Origin of the sequence: Tabrizicola oligotrophica (assembly GCF_011008935.1) — a bacterium.
GTDB lineage: Bacteria > Pseudomonadota > Alphaproteobacteria > Rhodobacterales > Rhodobacteraceae > Tabrizicola_A > Tabrizicola_A oligotrophica.
The window spans coordinates 188632-213242 of the sequence record NZ_JAAIVJ010000006.1; the positions used below are offsets into that span (position 1 = coordinate 188632).

At 66.2% G+C, this 24611-nt stretch carries 22 protein-coding genes; 16 read left to right on the forward strand and 6 right to left on the reverse strand.

The features are described 5' to 3' along the window. The first annotated feature begins 91 nt into the window (after positions 1-91). The 6 genes from pal to G4Z14_RS11970 all read left to right on the forward strand — a co-directional run bounded on the left by pal (position 92) and on the right by G4Z14_RS11970 (position 6079). A complete protein-coding gene (pal, locus tag G4Z14_RS11945) occupies positions 92-607 on the forward strand; it encodes a peptidoglycan-associated lipoprotein Pal (RefSeq protein WP_164625981.1) in 516 nt (171 codons plus the stop codon). A 4-nt stretch (positions 608-611) separates the two neighbouring features. Continuing rightward, the gene (gene ybgF / locus G4Z14_RS11950; RefSeq protein ID WP_164625983.1) at positions 612-1448 is read left to right on the forward strand and encodes a tol-pal system protein YbgF; all 837 of its coding nucleotides are present in this window, start codon (positions 612-614) and stop codon (positions 1446-1448) included. After that, complete coding sequence (gene tilS, locus G4Z14_RS11955; RefSeq protein ID WP_164625993.1) at positions 1445-2686, forward strand: tRNA lysidine(34) synthetase TilS; 1242 nt, start codon at positions 1445-1447, stop codon at positions 2684-2686. Before ybgF ends, tilS begins: the two co-directional genes overlap by 4 nt. Positions 2687-2787: 101 nt before the next feature. Further along, a complete protein-coding gene (gene ftsH / locus G4Z14_RS11960; RefSeq protein WP_164625995.1) occupies positions 2788-4704 on the forward strand; it encodes an ATP-dependent zinc metalloprotease FtsH in 1917 nt (638 codons plus the stop codon). Next, a complete protein-coding gene (locus G4Z14_RS11965; RefSeq protein WP_164625997.1) occupies positions 4701-5477 on the forward strand; it encodes a methyltransferase domain-containing protein in 777 nt (258 codons plus the stop codon). Before ftsH ends, G4Z14_RS11965 begins: the two co-directional genes overlap by 4 nt. Next, positions 5474-6079: an MOSC domain-containing protein gene (locus tag G4Z14_RS11970; RefSeq protein ID WP_164625999.1), complete on the forward strand. Its 606-nt coding sequence runs from the start codon at positions 5474-5476 to the stop codon at positions 6077-6079. The genes G4Z14_RS11965 and G4Z14_RS11970 overlap by 4 nt, the downstream gene beginning before the upstream one ends. Positions 6080-6184: 105 nt before the next feature. Here the strand turns inward: G4Z14_RS11970 and G4Z14_RS11975 are convergent, their stop codons facing one another. After that, on the reverse strand, positions 6185-7585 hold the full coding sequence (locus tag G4Z14_RS11975; RefSeq protein ID WP_164626001.1) for a calcium-binding protein: 1401 nt from the start codon (positions 7583-7585) through the stop codon (positions 6185-6187). 273 nt (positions 7586-7858) lie between these two features. On the opposite strand from G4Z14_RS11975, the gene G4Z14_RS11980 reads away from it, so the two are divergent. The 5 genes from G4Z14_RS11980 to G4Z14_RS12000 all read left to right on the forward strand — a co-directional run bounded on the left by G4Z14_RS11980 (position 7859) and on the right by G4Z14_RS12000 (position 12632). Then, positions 7859-9535: a formate--tetrahydrofolate ligase gene (locus tag G4Z14_RS11980; RefSeq protein WP_164626003.1), complete on the forward strand. Its 1677-nt coding sequence runs from the start codon at positions 7859-7861 to the stop codon at positions 9533-9535. Positions 9536-9606: 71 nt separating this feature from the next. Next, positions 9607-9909 (forward strand): chorismate mutase, encoded by a 303-nt coding sequence (locus G4Z14_RS11985; RefSeq protein WP_164626097.1) that lies wholly within the window; start codon positions 9607-9609, stop codon positions 9907-9909. A gap of 9 nt (positions 9910-9918) precedes the next feature. Continuing rightward, on the forward strand, positions 9919-10812 hold the full coding sequence (locus G4Z14_RS11990) for a bifunctional 5,10-methylenetetrahydrofolate dehydrogenase/5,10-methenyltetrahydrofolate cyclohydrolase (protein ID WP_164626005.1): 894 nt from the start codon (positions 9919-9921) through the stop codon (positions 10810-10812). A 12-nt stretch (positions 10813-10824) separates the two neighbouring features. Then, positions 10825-11715, forward strand: a complete 891-nt coding sequence (gene folD, locus G4Z14_RS11995) for a bifunctional methylenetetrahydrofolate dehydrogenase/methenyltetrahydrofolate cyclohydrolase FolD (RefSeq protein WP_164626007.1) — start codon at positions 10825-10827, stop codon at positions 11713-11715. A gap of 134 nt (positions 11716-11849) precedes the next feature. Then, complete coding sequence (locus G4Z14_RS12000) at positions 11850-12632, forward strand: LytTR family DNA-binding domain-containing protein (RefSeq protein WP_164626009.1); 783 nt, start codon at positions 11850-11852, stop codon at positions 12630-12632. Here the strand turns inward: G4Z14_RS12000 and pdeM are convergent. Both pdeM and G4Z14_RS12010 read right to left on the reverse strand, forming a co-directional pair. After that, on the reverse strand, positions 12613-13266 hold the full coding sequence (gene pdeM / locus G4Z14_RS12005) for a ligase-associated DNA damage response endonuclease PdeM (RefSeq protein WP_164626011.1): 654 nt from the start codon (positions 13264-13266) through the stop codon (positions 12613-12615). The genes G4Z14_RS12000 and pdeM overlap by 20 nt on opposite strands. 30 nt (positions 13267-13296) lie before the next feature. After that, on the reverse strand, positions 13297-15678 hold the full coding sequence (locus G4Z14_RS12010) for a ligase-associated DNA damage response DEXH box helicase (protein ID WP_164626013.1): 2382 nt from the start codon (positions 15676-15678) through the stop codon (positions 13297-13299). A gap of 153 nt (positions 15679-15831) precedes the next feature. On the opposite strand from G4Z14_RS12010, the gene G4Z14_RS12015 reads away from it, so the two are divergent. The 4 genes from G4Z14_RS12015 to G4Z14_RS12030 all read left to right on the forward strand — a co-directional run bounded on the left by G4Z14_RS12015 (position 15832) and on the right by G4Z14_RS12030 (position 20284). Next, entirely contained in the window at positions 15832-16644 is an 813-nt protein-coding gene (locus G4Z14_RS12015) for a TIGR00282 family metallophosphoesterase (RefSeq protein WP_164626098.1), read from the forward strand. Further along, positions 16641-17549: a DMT family transporter gene (locus tag G4Z14_RS12020; RefSeq protein WP_227751689.1), complete on the forward strand. Its 909-nt coding sequence runs from the start codon at positions 16641-16643 to the stop codon at positions 17547-17549. The genes G4Z14_RS12015 and G4Z14_RS12020 overlap by 4 nt, the downstream gene beginning before the upstream one ends. Before the next feature lie 79 nt (positions 17550-17628). Continuing rightward, positions 17629-19413, forward strand: a complete 1785-nt coding sequence (locus G4Z14_RS12025) for an SLC13 family permease (RefSeq protein ID WP_164626015.1) — start codon at positions 17629-17631, stop codon at positions 19411-19413. A 127-nt stretch (positions 19414-19540) separates the two neighbouring features. Further along, complete coding sequence (locus G4Z14_RS12030) at positions 19541-20284, forward strand: YebC/PmpR family DNA-binding transcriptional regulator (protein ID WP_164626017.1); 744 nt, start codon at positions 19541-19543, stop codon at positions 20282-20284. A 78-nt stretch (positions 20285-20362) separates the two neighbouring features. Here G4Z14_RS12030 and G4Z14_RS12035 read toward each other — a convergent pair whose 3' ends face one another. Continuing rightward, positions 20363-20725 (reverse strand): hypothetical protein, encoded by a 363-nt coding sequence (locus G4Z14_RS12035; RefSeq protein WP_164626019.1) that lies wholly within the window; start codon positions 20723-20725, stop codon positions 20363-20365. A gap of 93 nt (positions 20726-20818) precedes the next feature. Between G4Z14_RS12035 and G4Z14_RS12040 the strand changes: the two genes are divergently transcribed. Further along, positions 20819-21592, forward strand: coding sequence for an alpha/beta fold hydrolase (locus G4Z14_RS12040; RefSeq protein ID WP_164626020.1), 774 nt, complete (start codon positions 20819-20821; stop codon positions 21590-21592). Here the strand turns inward: G4Z14_RS12040 and G4Z14_RS12045 are convergent. Together G4Z14_RS12045 and G4Z14_RS12050 are read right to left on the reverse strand one after the other, a co-directional pair. Continuing rightward, entirely contained in the window at positions 21589-23022 is a 1434-nt protein-coding gene (locus tag G4Z14_RS12045; protein ID WP_164626022.1) for a sigma-54-dependent transcriptional regulator, read from the reverse strand. The two genes, G4Z14_RS12040 and G4Z14_RS12045, sit on opposite strands and share 4 nt — an antisense overlap. Next, on the reverse strand, positions 23019-24575 hold the full coding sequence (locus G4Z14_RS12050; protein ID WP_164626024.1) for an ATP-binding response regulator: 1557 nt from the start codon (positions 24573-24575) through the stop codon (positions 23019-23021). Before G4Z14_RS12050 ends, G4Z14_RS12045 begins: the two co-directional genes overlap by 4 nt. Positions 24576-24611: the final 36 nt, after the last annotated feature.

The window sequence follows — 24611 nt, forward strand, 5'->3', positions numbered from 1 at the left end:
CTGCCAAGTGAACGCACCTGATTCCCAGCCGGAAAAGAACCTGCTAACATCGCCGCAAATCGAGCAAACCCAGATCCATAAGGACAACCCCATGACCCTGATGCCCAAAGCCCTCCTCCTTGTCGCGGCCCTTGGCCTGGCGGCCTGCAACAACCCCGACCGCTACGGCGCGGGCGGCCCCGGCGCCAATGCCGGCGGCTTTGTCGACACCACCGGGCTGGGCGACCCGAACGATCCGCGCTCGATTGCCTATTTCAACCAGAGTGTCGGCGACCGCGTGCTGTTCGCCGTCGACCAGTCCACCCTGTCGCCCGAGGCCCGCGTCATCCTGCAGGGCCAGGCGCAGTGGCTGGCGACGAACAGCGACTATGCCATCATCATCGAAGGCCACGCCGACGAGCAGGGCACCCGCGAGTACAACCTTGCGCTCGGCGCCCGCCGCGCCGCCGCCGTGCAGCAGTTCCTGGGCAGCCAGGGCGTGGCCGCCGGCCGGATGAAGACCATCTCCTACGGCAAGGAACGCCCGCTTGAGGTCTGCTCGGAAGAAGCCTGCTACAGCCGCAACCGCCGCGCGGTGACGGTGTTGTCGATGGGTTCGGGGGCCTGATCCGATGTTGCGTTGGCTGGTTCTCTCCGCCGCCTTTCTGGCCGTCCCTGCCCATGCGCAGGACAAGGCGCAGACGCTGGCCGACATCAAGACCGAACTCGGCCAGCTCATGGCCGAGTTCAACGCGCTGAAGGCCGAAACCGTGGCCTCCGGGGCTTCGGGGGTCACGCTTGGCGGCGGTGACACGCTGCAGCGGCTGGACACCATCGAGGCCGAGCTGATGCGCCTGACCTCGCGGGCCGAGGAGATCGAGTTGCGCCTGAACCGGGTGGTGACCGACGGCACCAACCGCATCGGCGACATGGAATACCGGCTGTGCGAAGTGACCGAGGGCTGCGATCCGGCGAACCTGCCGGAAACCCCGACCCTTGGCGGCGATGCGGGTGCCGCCCCGGCCCCGGTCGAGCCGGTGATCGGCGCCGAACCGGCCCCGGCCGGCGAGGCCGGCCCGGAACTGGCCATGGGCGAGCAGGCCGACTTTGACCGGGCCAAGGAGGTGCTCGGCACCGGTGACTTTCGCACCGCCGCGGACCTCTTTGCGACCTTTGCGCAATCCTATCCTGGCGGGCCACTGAGCCAGGAAGCCGCGTTCCTGCGCGGCGAGGCTTTGGGCCAGCTTGGCGACAAGGCCGGCGCGGCGCGGGCCTATCTCGATGCCTTCTCGGGCAAGCCCGATGGCAACTTTGCCGCCGAATCCCTGCTGAAGCTGGGGCAGGCGCTGGGTGATCTCGGGCAGGTGCCCGATGCCTGCGTGACGCTGGCCGAGGTGCCGAACCGCTTCCCCGGCACGATCCATGCCACCAATGCCGATCTGGCCCGGCAGGGTCTGGGCTGTCAGTGACCCCATCGGACGGCGTGCCAGAGGCCGGGCTTCTGACCGCGCTTTCCGCGACCTTTCCCGACGGGCCCCCGGGCAGGATTGGTGTCGCTGTCTCCGGCGGCGGCGATTCCATGGCGCTCTTGCACCTTGCGCTGCGAGTCTTTCCGCAGCACGTCCTTGCGCTCACCGTGGACCATGGCCTGCGGCCGGAAAGTGCTGCAGAGGCCGCGCAGGTCGCGGCGTTCTGTGCCGCGAATGGCGTGTCGCATCAGACCCTTCGTTGGCATGGCCCCGCGCCAACCGGCAATCTGATGGCGCAGGCCCGGCAGGCCCGCATCGACCTGATGGCCGCTTGGGCGCGGGGTCGGGGGGTGACCGATATCCTGCTCGGCCACACTGCCGACGATCAGGCGGAAACCTTCCTGATGACGCTTGCGCGCGCGGCGGGGCTGGATGGGCTGTCAGGGCTGCGTCCGCAGTTTCAGGCGCAGGGCATCCGGTTTCACCGTCCGCTCTTGCAGGTGATGCGCGCGGCGCTGCGGTCTTATCTGGCGGCTGAGGGCATCGGCTGGGTGGACGATCCGACGAATGAGGATGATCGCTATGCCCGCGCACGGACCCGCAAGACGCTGGCGGCGCTGGCCCCGCTCGGGCTGGACGCTGGGACCATCGCGCACAGCGTGCGCAACCTCGCCATGTCACGGCAGGCCCTGCAGGCAAGCGTTGCCGACATCGCCCGCAGGCATGTCGGCGAGCTGGCGGGCAGCCTTCAGGTTGATGGCGAGGTGCTGGACGGTCTGACGGACGATCTGCACCGCCGCCTGCTGATCGGCGCGCTGCGCTGGATTGCAGGCGCGTCTCACCCCCCGCGCGAAGCCCAGCTTGACCGGCTGCGGGCGCGGCTGGCCGGAAGGCAGGAGGCGACGCTGGGCGGGGTTCGGTTCTTCTGGGCCAAGGACCGCCTGACTATGGCGCGCGAGGGGCGGGCGGTGGGTGGCACGGTGGCGCAGGCCGGGATCTGGGACGGGCGCTGGACGCTGCAGGGGCCTGCGGTGCAGGGCGCGACCCTTGGCCCGCTGGGCGCAAAAGGTTTGCGGCTGTGCCCCGAGTGGCGCCACCACGGCCCGGCGGCGGTGCTGGCGACGACACCTGCACTTTGGGTCGGTGAGACGCTTGTGGCCGCGCCCTTGGCGGGGGTCGGGGCGGGGTACACGGCGCGTCTGCCACAACCCTTCGCCGAGTTCATCTTATCGCATTGAACCCGGTGAACTTATCTCTATCTTAGGAATATCCGCCGGTGCTGCCCGCATGCCTTGATTGGCAGACGCGGGCGGACCGGCCTCGAACTTGGAGTTTATTCGTGGGTAACGCACGAAACATCGCCTTCTGGGTCGCGCTCTTTCTCCTGATCCTGGCGCTCTTCAATGCCTTCGGTGGCAGCCAGACCACGACCGCCTCGCGCTCGGTGTCCTATTCGGAATTCGTGCAGCGCGTCGACAAGGGCGAGGTTGCCTCCGTCACGATTGATGGCGAGCGGGTCGTGGCCACCGCCACGGATGGCAACCGTTTTGCCACGGTTGCCCCGGAAGATCCCAGGTTGACCGAGCGGTTGATCGAAAAGGGCGTCGAAGTGAAGGCCGAGGCGCAGGAATCCAGCGGCTTCATGTCGCTCATTTCGCTGTGGCTGCCGTTCATCGTGCTGATCGGCATCTGGATCTTCTTCATGAACCGGATGCAGGGCGGCGGGCGTGGCGGGGCCATGGGCTTTGGCAAATCGCGGGCCAAGCTTCTCACTGAAAAGCAGGGCCGGGTGACGTTTGACGACGTCGCCGGCATCGACGAGGCCAAGGAAGAGCTTGAGGAAATCGTCGAATTCCTGCGCAATCCGCAGAAATTCTCGCGCCTTGGCGGCAAGATTCCGAAAGGGGCGCTGCTGGTCGGCCCGCCCGGCACCGGCAAGACGCTGCTGGCGCGGGCGATTGCCGGCGAGGCGGGCGTGCCGTTCTTCACCATCTCCGGCTCGGATTTCGTGGAAATGTTCGTCGGCGTCGGCGCAAGCCGTGTGCGCGACATGTTCGAACAGGCCAAGAAGAACGCGCCCTGCATCGTCTTCATCGACGAGATCGACGCGGTGGGGCGCGCCCGTGGTGTCGGCATGGGCGGCGGCAATGACGAACGCGAGCAGACCTTGAACCAGCTTCTGGTGGAAATGGACGGGTTTGAGGCCAATGATGGCGTCATCATTGTGGCCGCCACCAACCGCAAGGACGTGCTGGACCCGGCGCTTCTGCGTCCCGGCCGCTTTGACCGCCAGATCCATGTGCCGAACCCCGACATCAAGGGCCGCGAAAAGATCCTGTCGGTACATGCCCGCAAGGTGCCTTCGGGGCCGGATGTCGATCTGCGCGTCATCGCGCGCGGCACGCCGGGCTTTTCCGGCGCCGATCTGGCCAACCTCGTGAACGAAGCGGCGCTAATTGCCGCGCGTCTGGGCCGTCGTTTCGTCGCCATGGCCGATTTCGAGGCCGCCAAGGACAAGGTGATGATGGGGGCCGAGCGCCGCTCGCTGGTGCTGACGCAGGAGCAGAAGGAACACACCGCCTATCACGAGGCCGGCCACGCCATCGTCGGTATGGCGTTGCCGAAATGCGATCCGGTCTACAAGGCCACGATCATTCCGCGCGGCGGGGCCTTGGGCATGGTGGTTTCCCTGCCCGAGATCGACCGGCTGAACTGGCACAAGGACGAGTGCAAGCAGAAGATCGCCATGACCATGGCTGGCAAGGCCGCTGAGATCATCAAATGGGGCGAGGAGGCGGTGTCGAACGGGCCGTCGGGCGATATTCAGCAGGCCTCGGCGCTTGCCCGGGCCATGGTGCTGCGCTGGGGCATGTCCGAGGCGGTCGGCAACATCGACTATGCCGAGGCGCATGAGGGCTATCAGGGCAAGACGGCGGGGCTGTCGGTTTCGGCGGAAACCAAACAGCTGATCGAAGGCGAGGTGAAGCGTCTGATCGACGAGGGTTATGACACCGCGCTGCGCATCCTGACTGAAAAATCCGCAGAATTCGAGCGGCTGGCCAAGGGGCTTCTGGAATACGAGACCCTGACCGGCGACGAGATCAAGCGCGTCATCGCCGGTGAGAAGCCGACGCCTGACGCCGACGATGCACCGCCGCCGGCGACCGGCGGAGGCGATGGCGTGGTCTCGATCCCCAAGACGCGGGCCCGCAAACCGAAGGCGGCCCCCGACCCCTCGCCGGAGCCGCTGGCTTGAGCGCAGGCGCAAAAGACTGGAACCCCGGAGCCTATGCAAGGTTCCGGGGTTTGCGCTTGCGCCCCGCGCTTGACCTCATGGCCCAGGTGGGAGACCTGCCGGCGGGCGAGGTGGTTGACCTTGGCTGCGGCGATGGCGCGGCGGCTCCGGCGCTGGCCGCGCGCTTTGCCGGGCGCAGTCTGCTGGGCGTGGACAGCTCTCCGGCCATGCTGGACAAGGCCGCGGGCTATGCCGCGAAAACCCTGGCCGACATTGCCCACTGGCGGCCAGAGACCGCGCCTGCGCTGATCTTTTCCAACGCCGTGCTGCATTGGCTGCCCGATCACGGCCGCCTTTTGCCGCGCCTTGCAAGCTACCTTGCGCCGGGCGGCGTGCTGGCGGTGCAGATGCCGCGGCAGTTCCTTGCCCCCTCGCACCGGTTCCTGCGCGACATCGCGGCAGCGATGTTCCCTGACCGCTTCGATTTTGGCCAGTACAGGCCGCCGGTTGCGCCGGCGGTCGACTATCACCGGATGCTGAGCCGGCTTGGGCAAGTCACGGCCTGGGAAAGCGATTATGTGCAAAGCCTTGACCCGACAAGCCAGGGCCATCCCGTCCGGGCCTTTACCGGCGCGACCGCCATGCGCCCCTTTCTGGAAAAGCTGACCGAGGCCGAGGCGGAACATTTCACCAGCGCCTATGACGAGGCGCTTGGCTCGGCCTATCCGCTGGAGGCCGATGGTAGCGTCGTCTTTCCGTTCCGCCGTACCTTTTTCGTGCTGGAGATGCCATGAGCGCCCTGAAGCCGACGCAATTCACCGGCCGCATCACCTGGCTGGGCCGCGTGGCCGACCGCGACGCCGCGCTGGAAAGCGAAAGCCTTGCGACCATGCGCGCCAGCTTTGCCGGGCCGGAGGGCGAGGCGCATGGCGGTTTGACCCGGGCCTCCTGCAGCCGGGTGCTGGGCCAGTATCCGCGCGATACCGAGATCCGAAACACCCGGCAATTCACCATCCTGTCGGCTGAGGAACTGGCCGAAACTGCCGCCGCCATGGGCCTTGCGGCGCTGGACCCGGCGCTGGTCGGCGCGACCATGGTGATCGAGGGCATCCCCGATCTCAGTCACCTGCCGCCCTCGTCGCGGTTGCAGGGCGAGAACGGGGCGACGCTGGTCGTCGACATGAACAACCGGCCCTGCACGCTGCCCGCCCGACCGATCGAGAACCGGCATGCCGGTTTTGGCAAGCTTTACAAACCTTCTGCCCAGCATCGCCGCGGCGTCACGGCCTGGGTGGAGCGCGAGGGCAGCTTCACCCTTGGCGAGACGATCCGGCTGCATATCCCCGACCAGCGGGTCTGGGCGCATCTCGACGCCGCCCGCGCCGGCCATGGCTGATTTCCGGCAATCCGATGCAGATTGAAGGAAGCTCAGCACCGGCAAGCCGCTGGTCATGTGCGGAATGTCTTGCGATCAGGTGCGCCTGACTGGAAGAAATCCGCCTTACAGGACGAAATCGCTTTCCTGCAGAAGCGACACTCCCAGCACGTCAAACGCCTGATCGGTGATCCGGTCGCCATCCAGATCGGCGAAAGCGCGCGTGCCCTGGGCGGTGACGATGAACCGCACCTCGCCGGCCTGACCGGTAAAGCTTTGCTGGCCGATGAAATCGAGGCTGGCGGCGGCGATGCTGAAGACCAGATGGTCGCCCTGTGACCGGTTGAAATCCATCACCACGTCACGACTGGCCGCATCCGAACCGCCGTCCGTGGCACTGATGAATCTGAATTCGTCCGCCCCCGCGCCGCCGATCAGCGTGTCCTTTCCCGCCAGACCGAACAGGAGATCATCGCCGGCACCGCCCAGAACGCGGTCGTTGCCTTCATTGGCAAACAGCAGATCGTTGCCGCCACCCGCCAGAAGCGTATCGTCGCCTGCGCCACCGTAAAGCGTTTCGCGCAGTCCGCCGCCGATCACCCGGTCCTGGCCCGCCCCGCCGATCAGCCGGTTATAGCCATCGCCGCCGTAAACCACGTCGGCGCCGGTGCCGCCGTCGACGTCATCGTTGCCGCCGCCACCGAACAGAAGGTCATCGCCCACTCCGCCATTGACCGAATCCCGGCCATCGCCGCCGTAGCCGCTGTCATTCCCCCCGCCCATGTTGAGCAGGTCCGCACCGCCACCGCCGTAAAAGCGGTTGGCGTTGTAGCCAAAGGCGATGGTGTTGACCACGGTGTCGGTAATCCTGTCGCCATAGGCCGAGCCAATGGCATCGGTAAAGCCGTTCAGGTGGTCCCCTTCGGCAAAGCCCGAGGTCGCGATGGTCGTGGAGCCATAGGTGATCTCGATATAGACGCCATCGGTTGAATCGGCATAGCTCACCACATCGCGCGCATCTGCGCCGCCGTATAGCCAATCCGCCCCTTCGCCGCCCAGTACCGTATCGTTGCCGGCGCCACCCGAGACGGTGTCTGCCCCGCCATCGCCATGAAGGAGGTCATCGTCATAGCTGCCCTCCAGCGAGTCGAGGCCTGACCCGCCATAGATCGTGTCCCGGCCGGCGTCGCCGTTGATGGTGTCATTGCCGCCCGCGCCCGTCGCGTCAAAATCGCCGTACAGCAGGTTGTCCGCCTCATTCCCGCTGATCCAGTCCTCGGCGGTGGTTCCCCGGGCGTTTTCGATCAGGCCGTTGATCACCAGCCGGTGCCCGCCTGTGACAGTGAAATAAAGCCCTTCGGCGGATTGGCTGATGCCGGAATCCACGAACCAGCTCAGGTCGATTTCGGCATAGCTCGCGTAGGAGCCGCTATAGACCAGCCAGTCGCTGCCCGTTCCGTCATCCGTGATGGTGATCGTCTCGCTCCCTGTGGCGAGAGCGTCGATGGTGTAAATGTCATCGGCCATGAAAACCTCGTGTCAAAAAGGGCGTGGGGCCACCCGGAGCGCACGAACGCTAGCATGGAATCATTGCCGACCAATCCCCTCGATTGGGTATGCCCGTCGAAGATCGCAGGCCGCCCGGTGTGTCGCTTTTCCCCTGCCGCTGCCCGCGGATTTCCCATCGGAAACGCGCGCTGGCGAAAATCGCGCGGGACAGGTCGGAAAAACACCTTCCAAAGCCATTGTTGCCCGCTATCACGTCGGAAACGGGATAGTCCGCCCCCTTGGGAGAGTAGAATGGCCTTCAAAACCGACATCGAGATTGCACGCGAAGCCAAGAAGAAGAACATCATGGAGATCGGGGCCAAGCTGGGCATCCCCTCCGAGAGCCTTCTTCCCTACGGCCATGACAAGGCCAAGGTGAGCCAGGAGTTCATCAAGTCGCTCGCCGGCAAGAAGGATGGCAAGCTGATCCTCGTCACCGCAATCAACCCCACCCCGGCCGGCGAAGGCAAGACCACCACCACCGTGGGTCTGGGCGACGGTCTGAACCGCATCGGCAAGAAGGCCGTGATCTGCATCCGCGAAGCCTCGCTTGGCCCGAACTTCGGCATGAAGGGCGGGGCTGCGGGCGGCGGCATGGCGCAGGTCGTGCCGATGGAGGAAATGAACCTCCACTTCACCGGCGACTTCCACGCCATCACCAGCGCTCACAACCTGCTGTCGGCGATGATCGACAACCACATCTACTGGGGCAACGAGCTGGAAATCGACGCCCGCCGCGTGGTGTGGCGCCGCGTGATGGACATGAACGACCGCGCGCTGCGCGACATCGTGGTCAACCTGGGCGGCGTGTCGAACGGCTTCCCGCGTCAGACCGGCTTTGACATCACCGTCGCTTCCGAAGTCATGGCGATCCTCTGCCTGTCGAACGATCTGGAAGACCTGCAGAAACGTCTGGGCGATATCGTGGTCGCCTATACCCGCGCCAAGACCCCGATCTATGCCCGCGACATCAAGGCAGACGGCGCTATGACCGTTCTGCTGAAGGACGCGATGCAGCCGAACCTGGTGCAGACGCTGGAAAACAACCCGGCCTTCGTCCACGGCGGCCCGTTCGCCAACATCGCCCACGGCTGCAACTCGGTCATCGCCACCAAGACCGCGCTGAAGCTGGGTGAATATGTCGTGACCGAAGCCGGCTTCGGTGCCGACCTTGGCGCCGAGAAGTTCTTCGACATCAAGTGCCGCAAGGCTGGCCTCAAGCCCGCCGCTGCCGTGATCGTCGCCACCGTCCGCGCCATGAAGATGAACGGCGGCGTCGCCAAGGCCGATCTGGGTGCGGAAAACGTCGAAGCCGTGAAGAAAGGCTGCCCGAACCTTGGCCGCCACATCGGCAACGTCAAATCCTTCGGCGTGCCGGTTGTGGTCGCCATCAACCACTTCTACAGCGACACCGATGCCGAAATCGCTGCCGTGAAGGCCTATGTGGCCGAGCAGGGCGCCGAGGCGATCCTGTGCAAGCACTGGGCGATGGGCTCGGCCGGGATCGAGGATCTGGCCCACAAGGTCGTGGCGCTGGCGGAATCGGGCGCGGCCAACTTCGCGCCCCTCTACCCCGATGACATGCCGCTGTTCCAGAAGCTGCAGACCATCGCCAAGCGCATCTACCATGCAGATGACGTGATCGCCGACAAGTCGATCCGCGATCAGCTGAAGGCCTGGGAAGCGGCGGGCTACGGCAACCTGCCAATCTGCGTCGCCAAGACCCAGTATTCCTTCACCACCGACCCGACCGTGCGCGGCGCGCCGACCGGTCACACCGTGCCTGTCCGCGAAGTGCGGCTCTCGGCAGGCGCGGGCTTCATCGTCGCCATCTGCGGCGAGATCATGACCATGCCGGGCCTGCCCAAGGTTCCGTCGGCCGAAGTGATCCGCCTCAATGACGAAGGCCACGTCGAAGGCCTGTTCTGATCCGGGCCTCGCTGCCTTGAACTTCCGGGCGTGAGGGTCTACCTCACGCCCCACGCATGGAAGGACTGGCGATGAAGGCTCCGCAGGACTGCCACGACATGACGGAACTGCGCGCGGCGATTGACGCGCTGGATGCCGGGATCGTGGCGCAACTCAAGGCCCGCGCGGGCTATATCGACCGCGCGGTAGAGCTGAAACAGGGGATCGGCCTGCCCGCCCGCATCGACGAACGGGTGGAAGAGGTGGTCGCCTCGGTGCGCGCCGAGGCTGCCGCGCAGGCGCTGGACCCCGATCTGGTCGAAGACCTCTGGCGGCGGCTGATCGACTGGTCGATCGCGCGCGAGGAACGGATACTCGGGGCCGCGCGCCCCTGACGGGGTGACATGACGGCAACGATCATCGACGGCAAGGCCATCGCGGCGCGGATGCGCGACGAAACCCGGGCCGAGGCACAGGCGCTGACCGACGCGGGTTGGGCGCCGCGGCTGATCTCGATTTCGGTGGGCGATGTGGCGGCGGCCGAACTTTACGTCCGCAACCAGCAGAAATCGGCGGAAGCGGCCGGCGTGGCCTTTGAGGCGCGCAACTATGCCGAAACCATTTCGCTGGAGCAGTTGCAGGGCGTGATTGCCGGCCTCAACGCCGATCCGCGTGTCAACGGCATCATCATCCAGCGCCCGTTGCCGGCGCATATCCCGGTCAAGGCGCTGCAAAAGGCGGTGCATCCGCTGAAGGATGTCGAGGGCATGCACCCCTCGTCCATCGGCAATATCGTCTACAACGACCTGACGCTTGGTCCCTGTACCGCGGTGGCGGCGGTCGAAATCCTGAAAACCCTGCCTCTGAAGATGGAAGGGCTGGACGTCTGTGTCATTGGGCATTCCGAGATTGTCGGCAAGCCTATCGCCTTCCTGATGATGGGCCTTGGCGCCACCGTTACGGTTTGCCACCACATGACGCGGCAAGTCGCGGTGCATTCCCGCGCGGCGGATGCGGTGTTCGTCGCGGTGGGCAAGCCGGGGCTGGTCAATGGCGCGATGCTGAAACCGGGGGCCGCGCTCATCGACATCGGCATCAACCGGGTGAACGATTCAGAAGGCCGCGGCAAGACGGTGGGTGACGCCGATTTCGACAGCTGCGCGCAGGTGGCCGGTTGGATTACCCCGGTGCCGGGCGGGGTTGGCCCGGTGACGGTGGCGATCCTGATGAAGAACGCGGTGCTGGCCACCCGGATGCAATTGGAACATTATCGCGCGGCTTTCGCGGCTGCGGTGTAAGGGAGAGATGACATGACGGCCAAGGTGATTGACGGCAAGGCTTTTGCGGCGGGTGTGCGGGCGCAGGTGGCGGCACATGTCGCCAAGCTGGCCGAGGAAAACGGCATCCAGCCCGGTCTTGCCGTGGTTCTGGTGGGCGAAGACCCGGCCTCGAAGGTCTATGTCAAGAACAAGCACGCCTCGACCATCGAAGTTGGCATGGCCTCTTTCGAACATCGCCTGCCCGCCGAGACCTCGGAAGCGACTCTGCTGGCGCTGATCGACAGCCTGAACGCCGATCCGAAAGTTCACGGCATTCTCGTGCAGTTGCCGCTGCCGGCTCATCTGAATTCCGAGCTGGTCATCAACCGCATCTCGCCCGCCAAGGACGTCGACGGCTTTCACATTTCGAACGTCGGGCTTCTGGGCACCGGGCAGAAGTCGATGGTGCCCTGCACGCCTCTGGGTTGCCTGATGATGCTGCGCGACCATCACGGCAAGCTCGCGGGGCTGAACGCCGTCGTGGTGGGCCGCTCGAACATCGTCGGCAAGCCGATGGCGCAACTGCTGCTGGGGGACAGCTGCACCGTGACCATCGCGCATTCCCGCACCAAGGATCTGGCCGCGGTCTGCCGCGGGGCCGACATTCTGGTTGCCGCCGTGGGCCGGCCCGAGATGATCACCGGCGATATGGTCAAGCCGGGCGCCACCGTGATCGACGTCGGCATCAACCGGATCGAGCGCGACGGCAAGGCCAAGCTGGTCGGCGACGTGCATTATGAAAGCGCCGCCGCGGTTGCGGGCGCCATCACCCCGGTTCCGGGCGGTGTCGGTCCGATGACCATCGCCTGCCTGCTGGCCAATACCCTGACCTCGTGCTGCCGCGCCAATGGCCTGCCGGAGCCGAAGGGCCTGACCGCCTGAGGCCAGCCGTCCCCAGAAGGAACGCCCCTGCAAACCCCGGGCGAAGCGATTGATCAGTTGCACATTGTCGGATAGGTGTCCGAAAATGTTGCTTTGAGTTCGGGGTGTGTATGGGGGCGTTCCTCGGAGAGTTTGTGTCGGACCTTCGGTCAGCCGTACCGTGGGTTCTGTGGCTGACGATTGCCATGGCCGTCGCCATTGCCGGACCGTTTGGCAGCTACGGCACCTTGACCGTTTCCGAGCGCGTGCTGTTCTGGTCCCCGATCATCGGCCTGTCGGTCGTCGTCGGAACTGCGGTACGGGCCTTGGTCCATGGCACGCTTGCACAGCGCGGCACGCTCAAGGGGTCGCTTCTGGCGCTGGTGCTGAATTGCCTCTTGCTGTGCCCGCCGCTGTTTCTGCTGTTCAGGACGGTGTTCCCGCCGATCTTCAGCGCGCGGCACAGCGCCGTGGAAATCTTCCTGCTGGTCGCCTCTCTGTCCCTTGGGATCTGCGCCCTGCGGATCTCGGCCAAGGTGCCCGAGGCGGCGCCTGTCGCTGGTCCCGACCCTGCCTTGCCGGTTCCGGAACCCCGGGCCGAGCCCCGGCTTGCGCGCCGCCTTGACGCGGACAGACGGGGAGAGATCTGGGCGATTTCCGTGCGCGACCACTATGTCGATGTGCTGACCAGCACAGGGGCGACAAGCCTGCTGATGCGGCTTTCCGACGCCATGGCCGAGGTCGATGGCGTTGCCGGCGCGCAGGTGCATCGGTCGCATTGGGTGGCATGGGCCGGGGTCGCGCGGCTGGACCGCGTGGCCGGCAAGATGACACTGCATCTGAAAACCGGCCAACAGATTCCGGTCAGCCGCAACAACCGCGACAAGGTCGAGGCCGCGGTCGCGGATCTGCTGCCGATCAAGGCCGCCGCGGCATAGGGATGGGCAGGCAGCGCGTGGGTGTGGTCACGATGGCCAGCGCGCCGGGGCCCATCAGGGCCTGAAGGGCCGGGTCATCGCACCAGAGCCCGCCGGTGAAGGTGCCATAGGCCGGCAGGACCAGCCGGTTTTCGTCCAGCAGAAACGCGCGGTGCGCCTTGCCCGCCAGACGGGCCTTGGGGTGATAATGGCCCGAAACCTCCGGTCCGGCGCCGCCGCCGACATGGCGAAAGGCAAGCCCGGCGCGGTGCAGCTCGGCCAGATGGCTGCCGCCCAGATCGGTTGGCCCGGCGTCATGGTTGCCCTCGATCCAGACCCAGTCCCGCCCCGCCATCAGCCGGAGCAGCCAGAGCCGGTCCGTCTCGTCCAGCCCCTCCGCCGCCGCCAGATCGTCGAAACTGTCGCCGAGGCAGATGACGGCCCGCGCGCCGGTGGCGTCAAGATCGGCCTCCAGCCGCAGCAGCGTCGCCCGGGTTTCATAGGGCGGCAACAGTGCGCCACCGCGGCGGGCCAGCCGTTCGGATTTGCCGAAATGCAGGTCCGAGACGCAGAGAAGCCGCTCGTCCGGCCAATGCAGCGCACCCGAGGGCAGGGCGGTCAGACGGGCGTGGCCAAGGGGGAAGGCGTAGGTCATGCGGCTTCATGCCAAGCGCGTTCGGGAAATTCAATCCAGACCCGCGGCGCGCAACAGTGCGCGGGCGGCGTCTTCGGCCAGCCACTCGCGGCCCTTGCCCTCGACCGGCACCTTGCCCGGCTCCAGAAACAGCGGCGCGGCAAGGGGGGTTACACGGGGCAGGCGCCGCGTGTCGATGCGGCCCTCGATGCGGGCGAGCATGCCTTCCAGCCGGGAAAAGTCGATCAGCCCGCGCATCGCCTCGTCCCGCGTCAGGCGCAAAAGCAGGTGCTCGGGGTCGTGGCGGGCCAGCGTGTCATACAGGATGTCGGAGGAAAACGTCGCCTGCCGCCCTGACTTGCGCCGGCCCTGATGGCTGCGCTCGATCAGGCCGGCGATGATCGCCACGTTGCGGAAGGTGCGTTTCATCACGGCATTGCCGGAAAGCCAGCCCTCCAGCCCGTCGCGCAGCCCCTGCAATTGCAGAAGCGGGTCGGCGTCCAGCACCGGCTCCAGCCCCCAGATCAGCGTGGCATAGTCGGTGGCGACGAAGCCCAAGGGGGCAAGACCCGCCGCCTCCATGCGTTTGGTCACCAGAAGCCCAAGCGTCTGCTGGGCGTTGCGGCCGGCAAAGCCATAGACGCACAGATGTTCGCGGCCGTCCTGCGGGAAGCTTTCCACCAGCAGCCGGCCGGGCTGCGGCAGCTGAGACACCTCGGCCTGATGCGCCAGCCATTCGGCGGTGTGGCGGGGCAGGTCGGGCCAGCGTCCTTGCGCGAAAATGTCAAGAATCCGGTCCGCCAGCACGGTGGAGGTGGCGAATTTTGTGCCGGAAAACACAGCGACCTTCGGATCGCGCCCGGGTGAGCGGCTGACCTCGACGGTCATCTCGTGCAGGCCGTCATAGCGCACGATCTGACCACCGATCAGGAAGGTGTCGCCCGGTGTCAGGCTGGCTGCGAAGGCTTCTTCCACCTCGCCGAGCGCGGTGCCGAACCGACCGAGGCGCACCTTGAGTGTCTCGGTGTCGACGATGGTGCCAAGGTTCTGCCGGATCACCGCCGCCGCGCGCGGGTCGCGCAGCGTCCATTTCCCCGCCTTGGGCATCAGTCTTTGCCAGCGGTCATAGGCGCGCAGGGCATAGCCGCCGGTGGCGGTGAAAGTCAGGCAGTCGTCGAAGTCCGCGCGCGTCAGGGTGGCATAGGGGCCGGCGGTGACGACCTCGGCGAAAAGCGCATCGGCATCGAACGGCCCGGCGCAGGCGGTGGCAAGGATATGCTGGCACAAGACATCGCGCGGCCCCGGCCCGCGCGGCTCGCCGTCCAGGGCGTGGTCGCGGGCGGCCTCCAGCGCGGCCTGGCATTCCACCACCTCAAAGCGGTTGGCGGGCACCAGCAGCGCCTTGGAGGGCGCGTTGTAGCGGTGATTGGCGCGGCCAATGCGCTGCACCAGCCGCTTGATGTTCTTTGGCGCGCCAACCTGAATGACCAGATCCACCGCGCCCCAGTCGATGCCCAGATCAAGGCTGCCGGTGCAGACCACCGCCCGAAGCGCGCCCGAGACCATCGCGGCCTCGACCCGCTCGCGCTGCTCGCGGCTGAGGCTGCCGTGGTGGATGCCGATCGGCAGATCCCCGGTGTTGGCGAGCCAAAGGTGGTGAAAGAAGATTTCCGCCTGCGCCCGGGTGTTGTGAAAGATCAGCGTGGTCTGGTGACGGGTGATCTGGTTCAGGATTTCCGGGATCGCATGGCGCCCGCCACCACCGGCCCAGGGCGGCGGGATGGCGGTGTCCAGCATGGCAATCTCGGGGTCGGGGCCGGTGTCGGCCAGCACGATCTCGGTGCCCGCCCCCAGATAGGCAGCCAAGGCGGGCGGGTCTTCGACAGTGGCCGAAAGACCGACGCGGCGCAGGCCGGGGGCAAGGGTTTGCAGGCGGGCAAGGGCCAGCATCAACTGGTCGCCGCGCTTCGATTCGGCCAGTGCATGCAACTCGTCCACCACCACCCGTTGCAGGCCGTTGAAGATGCGCGGCGCGTCCTCGTAGCTGAGCAGAAGCGCCAGACTTTCGGGTGTGGTCAGCAGGATATGCGGCGGGTCGGCGCGCTGGCGGCGGCGTTGAGTCTGGCTGGTGTCGCCGGTGCGGTCCTCGATGCGGATCGGCAGCCCGGCGCCCTCGACCGGGCGGCGCAGGTTGCGGCGGATGTTTGCCGCCAGCGCCTTCAGCGGCGAGATGTAGAGCGTGTGCAGCCCGGCATGGCCGGCGGCCAGTTCGGCCAACGAGGGCAGGAAGCCCGCCAGCGTCTTGCCGCCGCCCGTCGGTGCGATCAGGAGAGTCGACCTCGCCGCCCGCCGGGCCAGCATGGCCTGCTGATGCGGGTGAAGCTGCCAGCCTTGGGCGGCGAACCACTGGACTAGGGCGGGGGGAAGGGCCATCCGGGCAGAGTGGCAAAGGCCCGCGTCAACCGCAACTCCTCGTCGGTCTTCGACCGCTCGTCATATGAGGGCCGCGACGTGCGGTCGAAGACCGACGAGGAGCGTCGGGGGCAGACTTGCGCGCAGCGCGGGGGCGGCCTAAGGCTGCACCCCATGAAACTGATGTTCCTTGGCGATGTCATGGGCCGCGCCGGTCGCGCGGTCGTTACCGAAATGCTGCCGGCCCTGCGCACGCGCTGGGGGCTGGATTTCGTCGTGGTCAATGGCGAGAATGCGAGCCAAGGCGCGGGGCTGACCGCCGAACATGCCCGGCTGCTGTTTCAGGCCGGGGCCGATTGCATCACGCTCGGCGACCATGCCTTCGACCAGAAGGACATGCTGCAATATTGCGAAGCCGACACCCGCATCATCCGGCCGCTGAACTTTTCCAAGGTGGCGCCGGGGCGCGGGGTGAAGATCTTTGACGCCACCTCGGGCCGCAAGGTGCTGGTGGTGCAGGTGCTGGGGCAGGTGTTCATGAAGCGGCCCTTCGATGACCCGTTTTCGGCGATTGAAACCATCCTCAAGACCCACCGCATCGGCGCGACCGTGCAGGCCGCCATCGTCGACGTTCATGCCGAGGCGACCTCGGAGAAAATGGCGATGGGTCATTGGTGCGATGGGCAGGCCAGCCTTGTCGTCGGCACCCATACCCATGTGCCGACCGCCGATCACATGATCCTGCCCGGCGGCACCGCTTATCTCACCGATGCCGGGATGTGCGGCGATTACAACTCGGTCATCGGCATGGAGAAGTTGGAGCCCTTGCGCCGGTTCATCACCGGCATGGCCTCGTCCCGGTTCGAGCCTGCGGCCGGTCCTGCCACCTTGTCGGGCGTCTATGTCGAGACTGATGACCGCACCGGCAAGGCGCTGCGCATCGTGCCGGTGCGGCAGGGCGGGCGGCTGGAGGCCATCGGGCCATGATGCTGTCGGTCGGTCAGCCCTCTCGCACCGGTTATGCCGCGATTCTGGCGCTGATCGGGATTGGCTGGGGCTCGACCCAGCCTTTGGGCAAGATCGCCGCCTCGACCGGGCATGCGCCGTTCGGGCTGATCTTCTGGCAGCTGGTGGTCTGCGTCGCGGTACTGGGCGTGCTGACTGTGCTGCGCGGCAAGCGCCTGCCGATGACCCGGCGCGCGCTGGAGTTTTATGTGGTGGTTGCCTTTCTTGGCACGCTCATTCCGAACTATACCTTCTACCTGTCGGTCGCGCGGCTGCCGGCGGGCATCATGTCGATCATCATCGCCACCATTCCGCTCATTGCCTTCCCGATTGCGCTGGCCTTGGGCATGGACCGGTTTTCGATGCGGCGGATCGTCGGCATCGTGCTGGGGCTTTCCGGAGTTCTGCTGATCGCCCTGCCGCAGGCCAGCCTGCCCGAGCGTGCCATGGTGGCCTTCCTGCCCGTCGCCATGATCGGGCCGTTGTTCTACGCCTTGGAAAACACCTATGTCGCGGCGCGCGGCACGGGTGGGCTGGATGCCATTCAGGCGATGTTCGGGGCCTCGCTGGCGGGGCTGGTCTTTTGCGGGCCGATCATGCTGGCCCTGGGGCACTGGTTTCCGATGCCCATGCCGCCCGGTCGCGCCGAGTGGGCGCTGATCGGGTCATCGGCGCTGCATGCGCTGCTTTACGCCAGCTTCGTCTGGCTCGCCGCCCGCGCCGGTTCGGTCTTTGCCTCGCAATCGGCCTATTTCACCACCGCTTCGGGGATTGTCTGGGCCATGGTTCTGCTGGGTGAAAGCTTCAGCCCCTGGGTCTGGGCTGCGGCCGGGTTGATGCTGGGCGGTCTGATGCTGGTCAACCCGCGCGAGCGGGGATCGGCTTAACTCGACAAAGTTGGTAGAGAATATTCTTCTCTTTTCCCGCGCTTTGCCTTAGAACGGCGGCAAAACGGGGAAGGACAGCATGTTCGGATTGGCCATCAGTGCAGATCTCGCGCCCTTCGTGGCACTGGCCATCATGGCCTTGATGTTCGTTCTTTTCGTCCGCGAAACCTTTGCGGTGGAAGTGACGGCGATTGCCGGGGCGGCGGCGATGGTCCTGTTGGGCCTTTTGCCGGTCAAGGAGGCGGTGGGTGTGCTGTCGAACCCCGCGCCCTGGACCATCGTGCTGATGTTCATGGTGATGGGCGGACTGGTGCGCACGGGATCGGTGGAGATGCTGATCGGCATGGCCGAATCCCATGTCGGCAACCGGCCCAAGACCACGGTGATCGTGCTGTTCGGCTTTGTCGCTGTGGCTTCGGCCTTCATGAACAACACGCCGCTTGTCGCGGTAATGATCCCGGTCGTCATCCAGATCGCGGCGCGGCTGAACACGGCGGCGTCGAAATTCCTGATCCCGCTCAGCCACATGACGGTTCTGGGTGGCATGATCACGATCATCGGCACCTCGACCAACCTTTTGGTGGACGGCGTGGCCGCCGATGCCGGCATGGCGCATTTCTCGCTGTTCGAAATTGCGCCCCTGGGCATCACCGTGACGCTGGTGGGCGGGCTTTACATGGCCACCATCGGCCGCCACCTGTTGCCGGTGCGCGAGTCGATGGCGACGCTTCTGGGCGACCGCAAGCGGATGAAATACTTCACCGAGGTTGCCATCCCGGAAGATTCGGTGCTGATCGGTACTCCGGTTCTGGAGGTGCAGCAGTTCAAACGCTCGGGCGTGCGGGTGATCGACGTGCTGCGGGGCGATCTGTCGCTGCGCCGGGATTTGCAGGCGGTGACGCTGGAGTCGGGCGACCGCGTCGTGCTGCGCACCGAGATGACCGAGCTTCTGGGCATGCAGAGCCGCACCGACATGCGGGTGGTCGACAAGCTGTCGTCGGTGGAAACCGAAACGGTCGAGGTGCTTATCACCCCCGGTTGCCACATGATCGGCCGCGCCCTGGGCGAAATGCGGCTTCGGCGGCGCTATGGGGTTTATGTTCTGGCCGCCCATCGGCGCAGCCAGAACATCGGCCGCCAGCTGGATGAGCTGGTGGTTCAGGTCGGCGACACGCTCTTGCTGGAAGGCCGGATCGAAGACATCAAGCGGCTGTCGGACGAAATGGACATGGTTGATGTCAGCCATCCGAAAACCCGGGCCTATCGTCGCGGCAAGGCCCCGATTGCCATTGGCGCACTGCTGGCGGTGGTGGTGCTGTCCTCGCTCGATCTGGCGCCTATTCTGGTGCTGGCTTTCCTTGCGGTGACCACCATCCTTGTCACCCGCTGCATCGACAGCGACGAGGCGCTGGAGTTTGTCGACGGCAGCCTGCTGGCGATGATTCTCGCCATGCTGGCGGTGGGCGAGGGGTTGGACCGCTCGGGCGCGGTGGAGATGATCGTCACGGCGGTTCGGCCGTGGATGGATGGCCTGTCGCCTTTTGCCACCATCCTGCTGATCTATCTGATCGGGCTGATCCTGACCGAATTCCTGTCGAACAATGCAGTGGCGGTAATCTTCACCCCGATTGCGATTGAACTGGCGCAGGCTTTGGGGGCGGACCCCCGGCCCTTCGTGGTGGCGGTGATGTTTTCGGCCACCTTGGCGTTTGCCACTCCGATCGGCTATCAGACCAACATGATGGTCTACGGGCCGGGGGGCTACAAGTTCCTCGACTTCACCAAGGTCGGCGTGCCCTTGAACCTCATCACCTGGATTTTGTGTTCGGCGCTGATCCCGGTTTTCTGGCCGCTTTACCCCTGACCGGGTGGTGGGCGAACCTGCCCTTGCGGGCAGAACCGCCCACCCTACGCTGCCCCGGTGGGGGTTGCCGCCGGGGGGCTCGGTGGTGTAGACGGCCCCATCACCGAGATTACCGGAGTTTCAGGTCATGGCTGGCCATTCCAAATGGGCAAACATCCAGCATCGCAAGGGCAAGCAGGACAAGCTGCGCTCGAAGATGTTTTCCAAGCTGTCGAAGGAAATCACTGTCGCCGCCAAGATGGGCGACCCTGATCCCGAAAAGAACCCGCGCCTGCGTCTGGCCGTGAAGGCGGCCAAGGCGGTTTCGATGCCGAAGGACGTGATCGACCGCGCGATCAAGAAATCCTCGGGCGGCGATGCGGCGGATTACACCGAGATCCGCTATGAGGGCTATGGCGTCAACGGCATTGCGATCATTGTCGAGGCGATGACCGACAACCTGAACCGCACCGCCTCGAACGTGCGCAGCTATTTCTCGAAATGCGGCGGCAATCTGGGGCAGACCGGCTCGGTGTCGCACGGCTTTGACCGCGTGGGCGAGATTTCCTATCCGGCCAAGGCCGGCAGCGCCGATGACGTGATGATGGCGGCGCTGGATGCGGGCGCCGATGACGTGGAATCCGATGAGGAAGGCCACTGGATTTATTGCTCGGTGGAAAGCCTGTCGGACGTGTCCGACGCGCTGGAAAAGGCGCTGGGCGAGTCCGAGGAAGCGAAGATCATCTTCAAGCCGCAGACCCGGACCGAGGTTGATCTCGACACGGCGCAAAAGCTGATGCGGCTGATCGACATGCTGGAAGAGGATGACGACGTGCAGACCGTCACCCACAACTTCGACATGTCCGACGAGGTTGCCGCGCAGCTTGCCTGACGCGTGCCCGGATTTGCGGGCAATGCAAAGCGCGGCCTTTCGGGGCCGCGCTTTTTCATGGGACCGGCCGGACAGAGCCTAGAGAAACCCCCGCCAGCGCAGCAGCGCCAGAACCACCAGCACCACAGCCAGCAGCGACAGGACGATCGAGGCCCACATGCCGGCCAGCCAGCCCGACCGGGGCTTCAGCCGCGTCAGGTGGTGCAGGCACAGGTCGTAGTTCTGCGCCAGCGCGTCATGGTCGACCTGCAACAGAAGCTTGGGGTTCTGCGCCTTCTCGGCTTCACGGGCGAGATCCTGCGCCGCCTTGCGCACCTTGCGCGGCAGGCGGCTGCCGCGGCTGGCAAGCTTGGCCGCAAGCCCGGTGCCGCGCGCGCCAAGGCGGTCTTCCATCAAGGCCGCGATGCGGTCCGACATCTGCTGGATGGAAATCGCGCTCATCAGAGGCTCCTTGCTTGGGTCAGCAATAGGGCCGACCCCGCCGCGACGCAACGGCTCTGGCTCTTTGGGACCGGGGCGGCTAGAACCCGTGCCATGCTTGCCACGATCCTGCACCGCGCCGAAACCCCGAGTGACGCCCCGCCGCTGGTCATTGCCCATGGGCTTTATGGCTCGGGGCGAAATTGGGGGGTGATTGCCCGCCGGCTTGCCGACATCCGCGACGTGATCGTCGTCGACATGCGCAACCACGGCAACTCACCATGGGCGGACAGCCAGTCCTACCCGGAAATGGCAGCCGATCTGGCCAAGGTCATCGCCGGGCTTGGCGGGCCGGTCGATCTTCTGGGGCATTCGATGGGCGGCAAGACCAGCATGCAGCTGGCGCTGACCGAAGGCCATTTGCTGCGTCGGCTAGTGGTGGCCGACATCGCGCCGGTGGCCTATGCCCACGACCAGAGCCGGCATGCCCAGGCCATGCGCGCGCTGGATCTGGCCGGGGTCACGACGCGGGGCGAGGCCGATCGCCGTTTCTCGGACCTTGTCGAAGATCCCGGCCTGCGCGCCTTTTTCCTGCAATCGCTGGATCTGAAGGCCGAGGGCGGGCCGCGCTGGCGGCTCAATCTGGATGTGCTGGAGGCCGAGATGGACAAGATCGTCGGCTGGCCCGGCACGCCGGGGGTATTCGACAAGCCGGCGCTGTTCCTGACCGGGGCGGAAAGCCATTACGTCCTGCCCGAACATCGCGATGCAATCCGCGCCCAGTTCCCCAAGGCCCGCTTTGCCAAACTGCCGGGGGCAGGGCACTGGCTGCACGCCGACCGCCCGCGTGAATTCGAGGCGGCGGTCCGGGTGTTCCTGACGGCCTAGCTTCTGGTCCAGCCTTCGATCTTACGGTAAAGCGTCGAGGGCGACACCTCCAGAACGCGCGCGGCCCGCGGCACCGAACCGCCGTGGCGGGCAAGGGTTTCTTCGATCACCCGCCGCTCGATTTCGGCCAGCGGCAGGCCGATCAGGTCCTCAAGGGCGGTTGGCGGCCGCGCGGGGGCCAGTGCAAGCGGCTGGCTTGGCGTCGGGTCATTCGATTGTGCCAGCGTCTCGGGCAGCATCTCGGGCATGACCGGGCCGCCGTCATTCAGCACGACGATGTTGCGGATGACGTTCAGAACCTGCCGCACGTTGCCGGGCCAGCGCAGCGCGCGAAACAGCGTGCGCACCTCGGGGCTGAGGCCGTCGAACCGCTTGCCCTCTTCGCTGGCAAAGCGCGCGAGGGCGGTTTCGGCGATCTCCAGCACATCATCGCCGCGCTCGCGCAGGGGGGGCATGTGCAAGGGCACGACAAAGAGCCGGTAGTAGAGATCTTCGCGGAACTCGCCGCGCCGCACGGCCTCCAGCGGGTCGCGATTGGTGGCGCAGACGATGCGGACATTGACCTTGCGCGGCTTGGTGGCCCCCACGGGCACCACGGTCGAGGTCTGCAGGAAGCGCAGCAGTTTGGTCTGCAGGGGCGGAGCCATCTCGCAGATTTCATCCAGAAACAGCGTGCCGCCATCGGCCGCCGCCGCCGCGCCCGGCTTGTCGGAAATTGCCCCGGTGAAGCTGCCCTTCATATGGCCGAACACCTCGGATTCCAGCAAGTCCTGCGGAATCGCGCCACAATTCAGCGCGATGAAGGGACCGGAGGCGCGCGGCGAGGCGGCATGGACGGCCAGCGCGCACAGTTCCTTGCCGGTGCCGCTTTCGCCGGTGATGAAAACGGTGGCCATGGAGCGGGCAACCGAGCCGATCATCTGGTGGATGCGCCGCATGGCGTCCGACGAGCCGATGAAGCCGGCGGCGGCGGCAGATGTCGCGGCGGGGGGCAGGTCGGGTGGCGTGGCTTGCATCGGCGTCCGGCGTTTGGCGCCGGCGGGGGGGGCGCCCCGCGCGTTGGCTATGGCCGCCAGCAAACGGGTCTCATCGAAGGGTTTGACCAGAAACTCATGCGCGCCCGCCCGCATCGCTTCCACCGCCTTGTTGACCGAGCCATGGGCGGTCATGACGATGACATTGGTTGTCGGGCGCAGTTGCAACATGTCCTGCATCAGGTTCAGCCCGTCGCGGTCGGGCAGCACCAGATCAAGCAGAACGGTCGTCGCGCCGCTTTCGGTGAACAGCTTCAGGCCTTCGGCGGCAGTGGAGGCGGTCAGGACATCCTGATTCGCGCCCTGCAGAACCGCGCGATAGACCATCTGCAGCGACAGGGTGTCCTCGATCAGCAGCAAAGGCGGGCGGCGGGTGGGTGCGGCGGTTGCGGTCATGGGCTGTCCGTCCCTGCGGCGCCGGTCAACTGACGCGCCAGCCGGCCCACGCGGTCAACCAGGCCGACGATGTCCGCTTCAAGTCCCAGGGCAACGGCGGCAATGCGGTCCATCGGCTGGCGGTCGTGCGCCATGCCGTTCAGCGCCACCGCCTTTTCGTGCAGCGCGGTGCAGCCGGCAGTGCCGGCAAGGGCAATGACCACATGGCTATGGGCGCGGATCGCCGGAAGATCATCGCCGGTGGCCGCGACCGACAACCCGCGGCCGGCGGCGGAAAGGTCTTCCTGCAACCTTTGAAGCAGGTCTGGCGCGGCGTCTGGCCCGGCCAGCTGCACCAGCCGCTCCAGCGCCTGCCATTCGTCGTGACGGACGGGGCAGCCGGCAGGCGTTGCGGCGGCGTCCTGCCGCTGCGCCCGGCGCAGGGCGCGACCCAGTTCCAGCGGGCAGAGGACCGGCTTTGACAGGATTTCCGTCGCGCCAGCCCGGGTCAGCCGGGCGATCTCGTGCGCGCTGATGTGGCTGGTCAGGGCAAGCACCGGCAGCACTCCCAGGCCTCCGCATTGCGCGCGCAGCCAGGTCAGCACCTCGACCCCTGTCGCGCCGGGCATTTCGTCATCCAGAATGAGAACATCCGGCAAGGGCGCGCGGCGCAGGCGGTCAATCGCGGCCCGCCCGTTGTCGACGCTGTCGATGGTAGCCCCGATGCTTTGCGCCAGCGCCCCCACCAGGTCACGGGTCGATCCGCTGTCATCGGCAAGAAGCAGTCGGGTTCCGCTCAGATCGGGCGGCAGCGCCAGCAGCGGGGCCTGTACGGCGAGCCGCAGGTCGTCGTGCCTTGCGGCAGGGGCCGTTGCCAGCGGCAGGCAAATCCTGACCTCGGCCCCCCCCGTCAGCTTGTTGCGCGCAGAGCAACGGCCGCCCATCGCAGTTATCAGGTGGCGGACCGACTGCAGGCCAAGGCCGCCGCCGGGACGGCGGGCTTCGGGCGGCAGGGTGAAATCGCGCTCTATCGCGCCGAGATGGGCGGAGGGAAAGCCGGGGCCGTCGTCCTCGACCGCAATCAGCAGCAGATCGCCGCCGCTGATCTTGAAGGTCAGGGTGACCTGACCCGGTGGCGCGTGGGTCAGCGCGTTGCCGACAAGGTTCTTCAGTGCCCGTTCAAGGGCGGTGCGGTCGATGAAGAAGCTCTCGGGCAGGTCGCCCGCCGCAACCAGTACAAAGCGGTGCCCGGTTTCGGCGGCAAGGCTGGTCCAGCGTTGCCGCAGCGACTCCAGAAAACCCTCCGTTTCCACCCTTGCCGGGCTGGTCATCCCGGGCGGCGCTTCGCCAAGGCAGGCCATGATCGACTGGTCGATCAGACGCGACAGATGCTCGCCCACTGCGCGGCAGCGCTCGACAGGTTCTCTCACCTGATCCGGCAGCCCAAGCCCGTTCAGAAAATGCAGTCCGACCCGCATTTCCGACAAGGCGGCCCGAAGGTCATGGCCCAGAAGCGCCAAGGTCAGGCCGTCATCGTCAGGGGCGGGCGCAGATCGGGCCTTACCACCGATCATGAGTGCCTCCTGATGCCGGGGCCACGCAAATCCCGG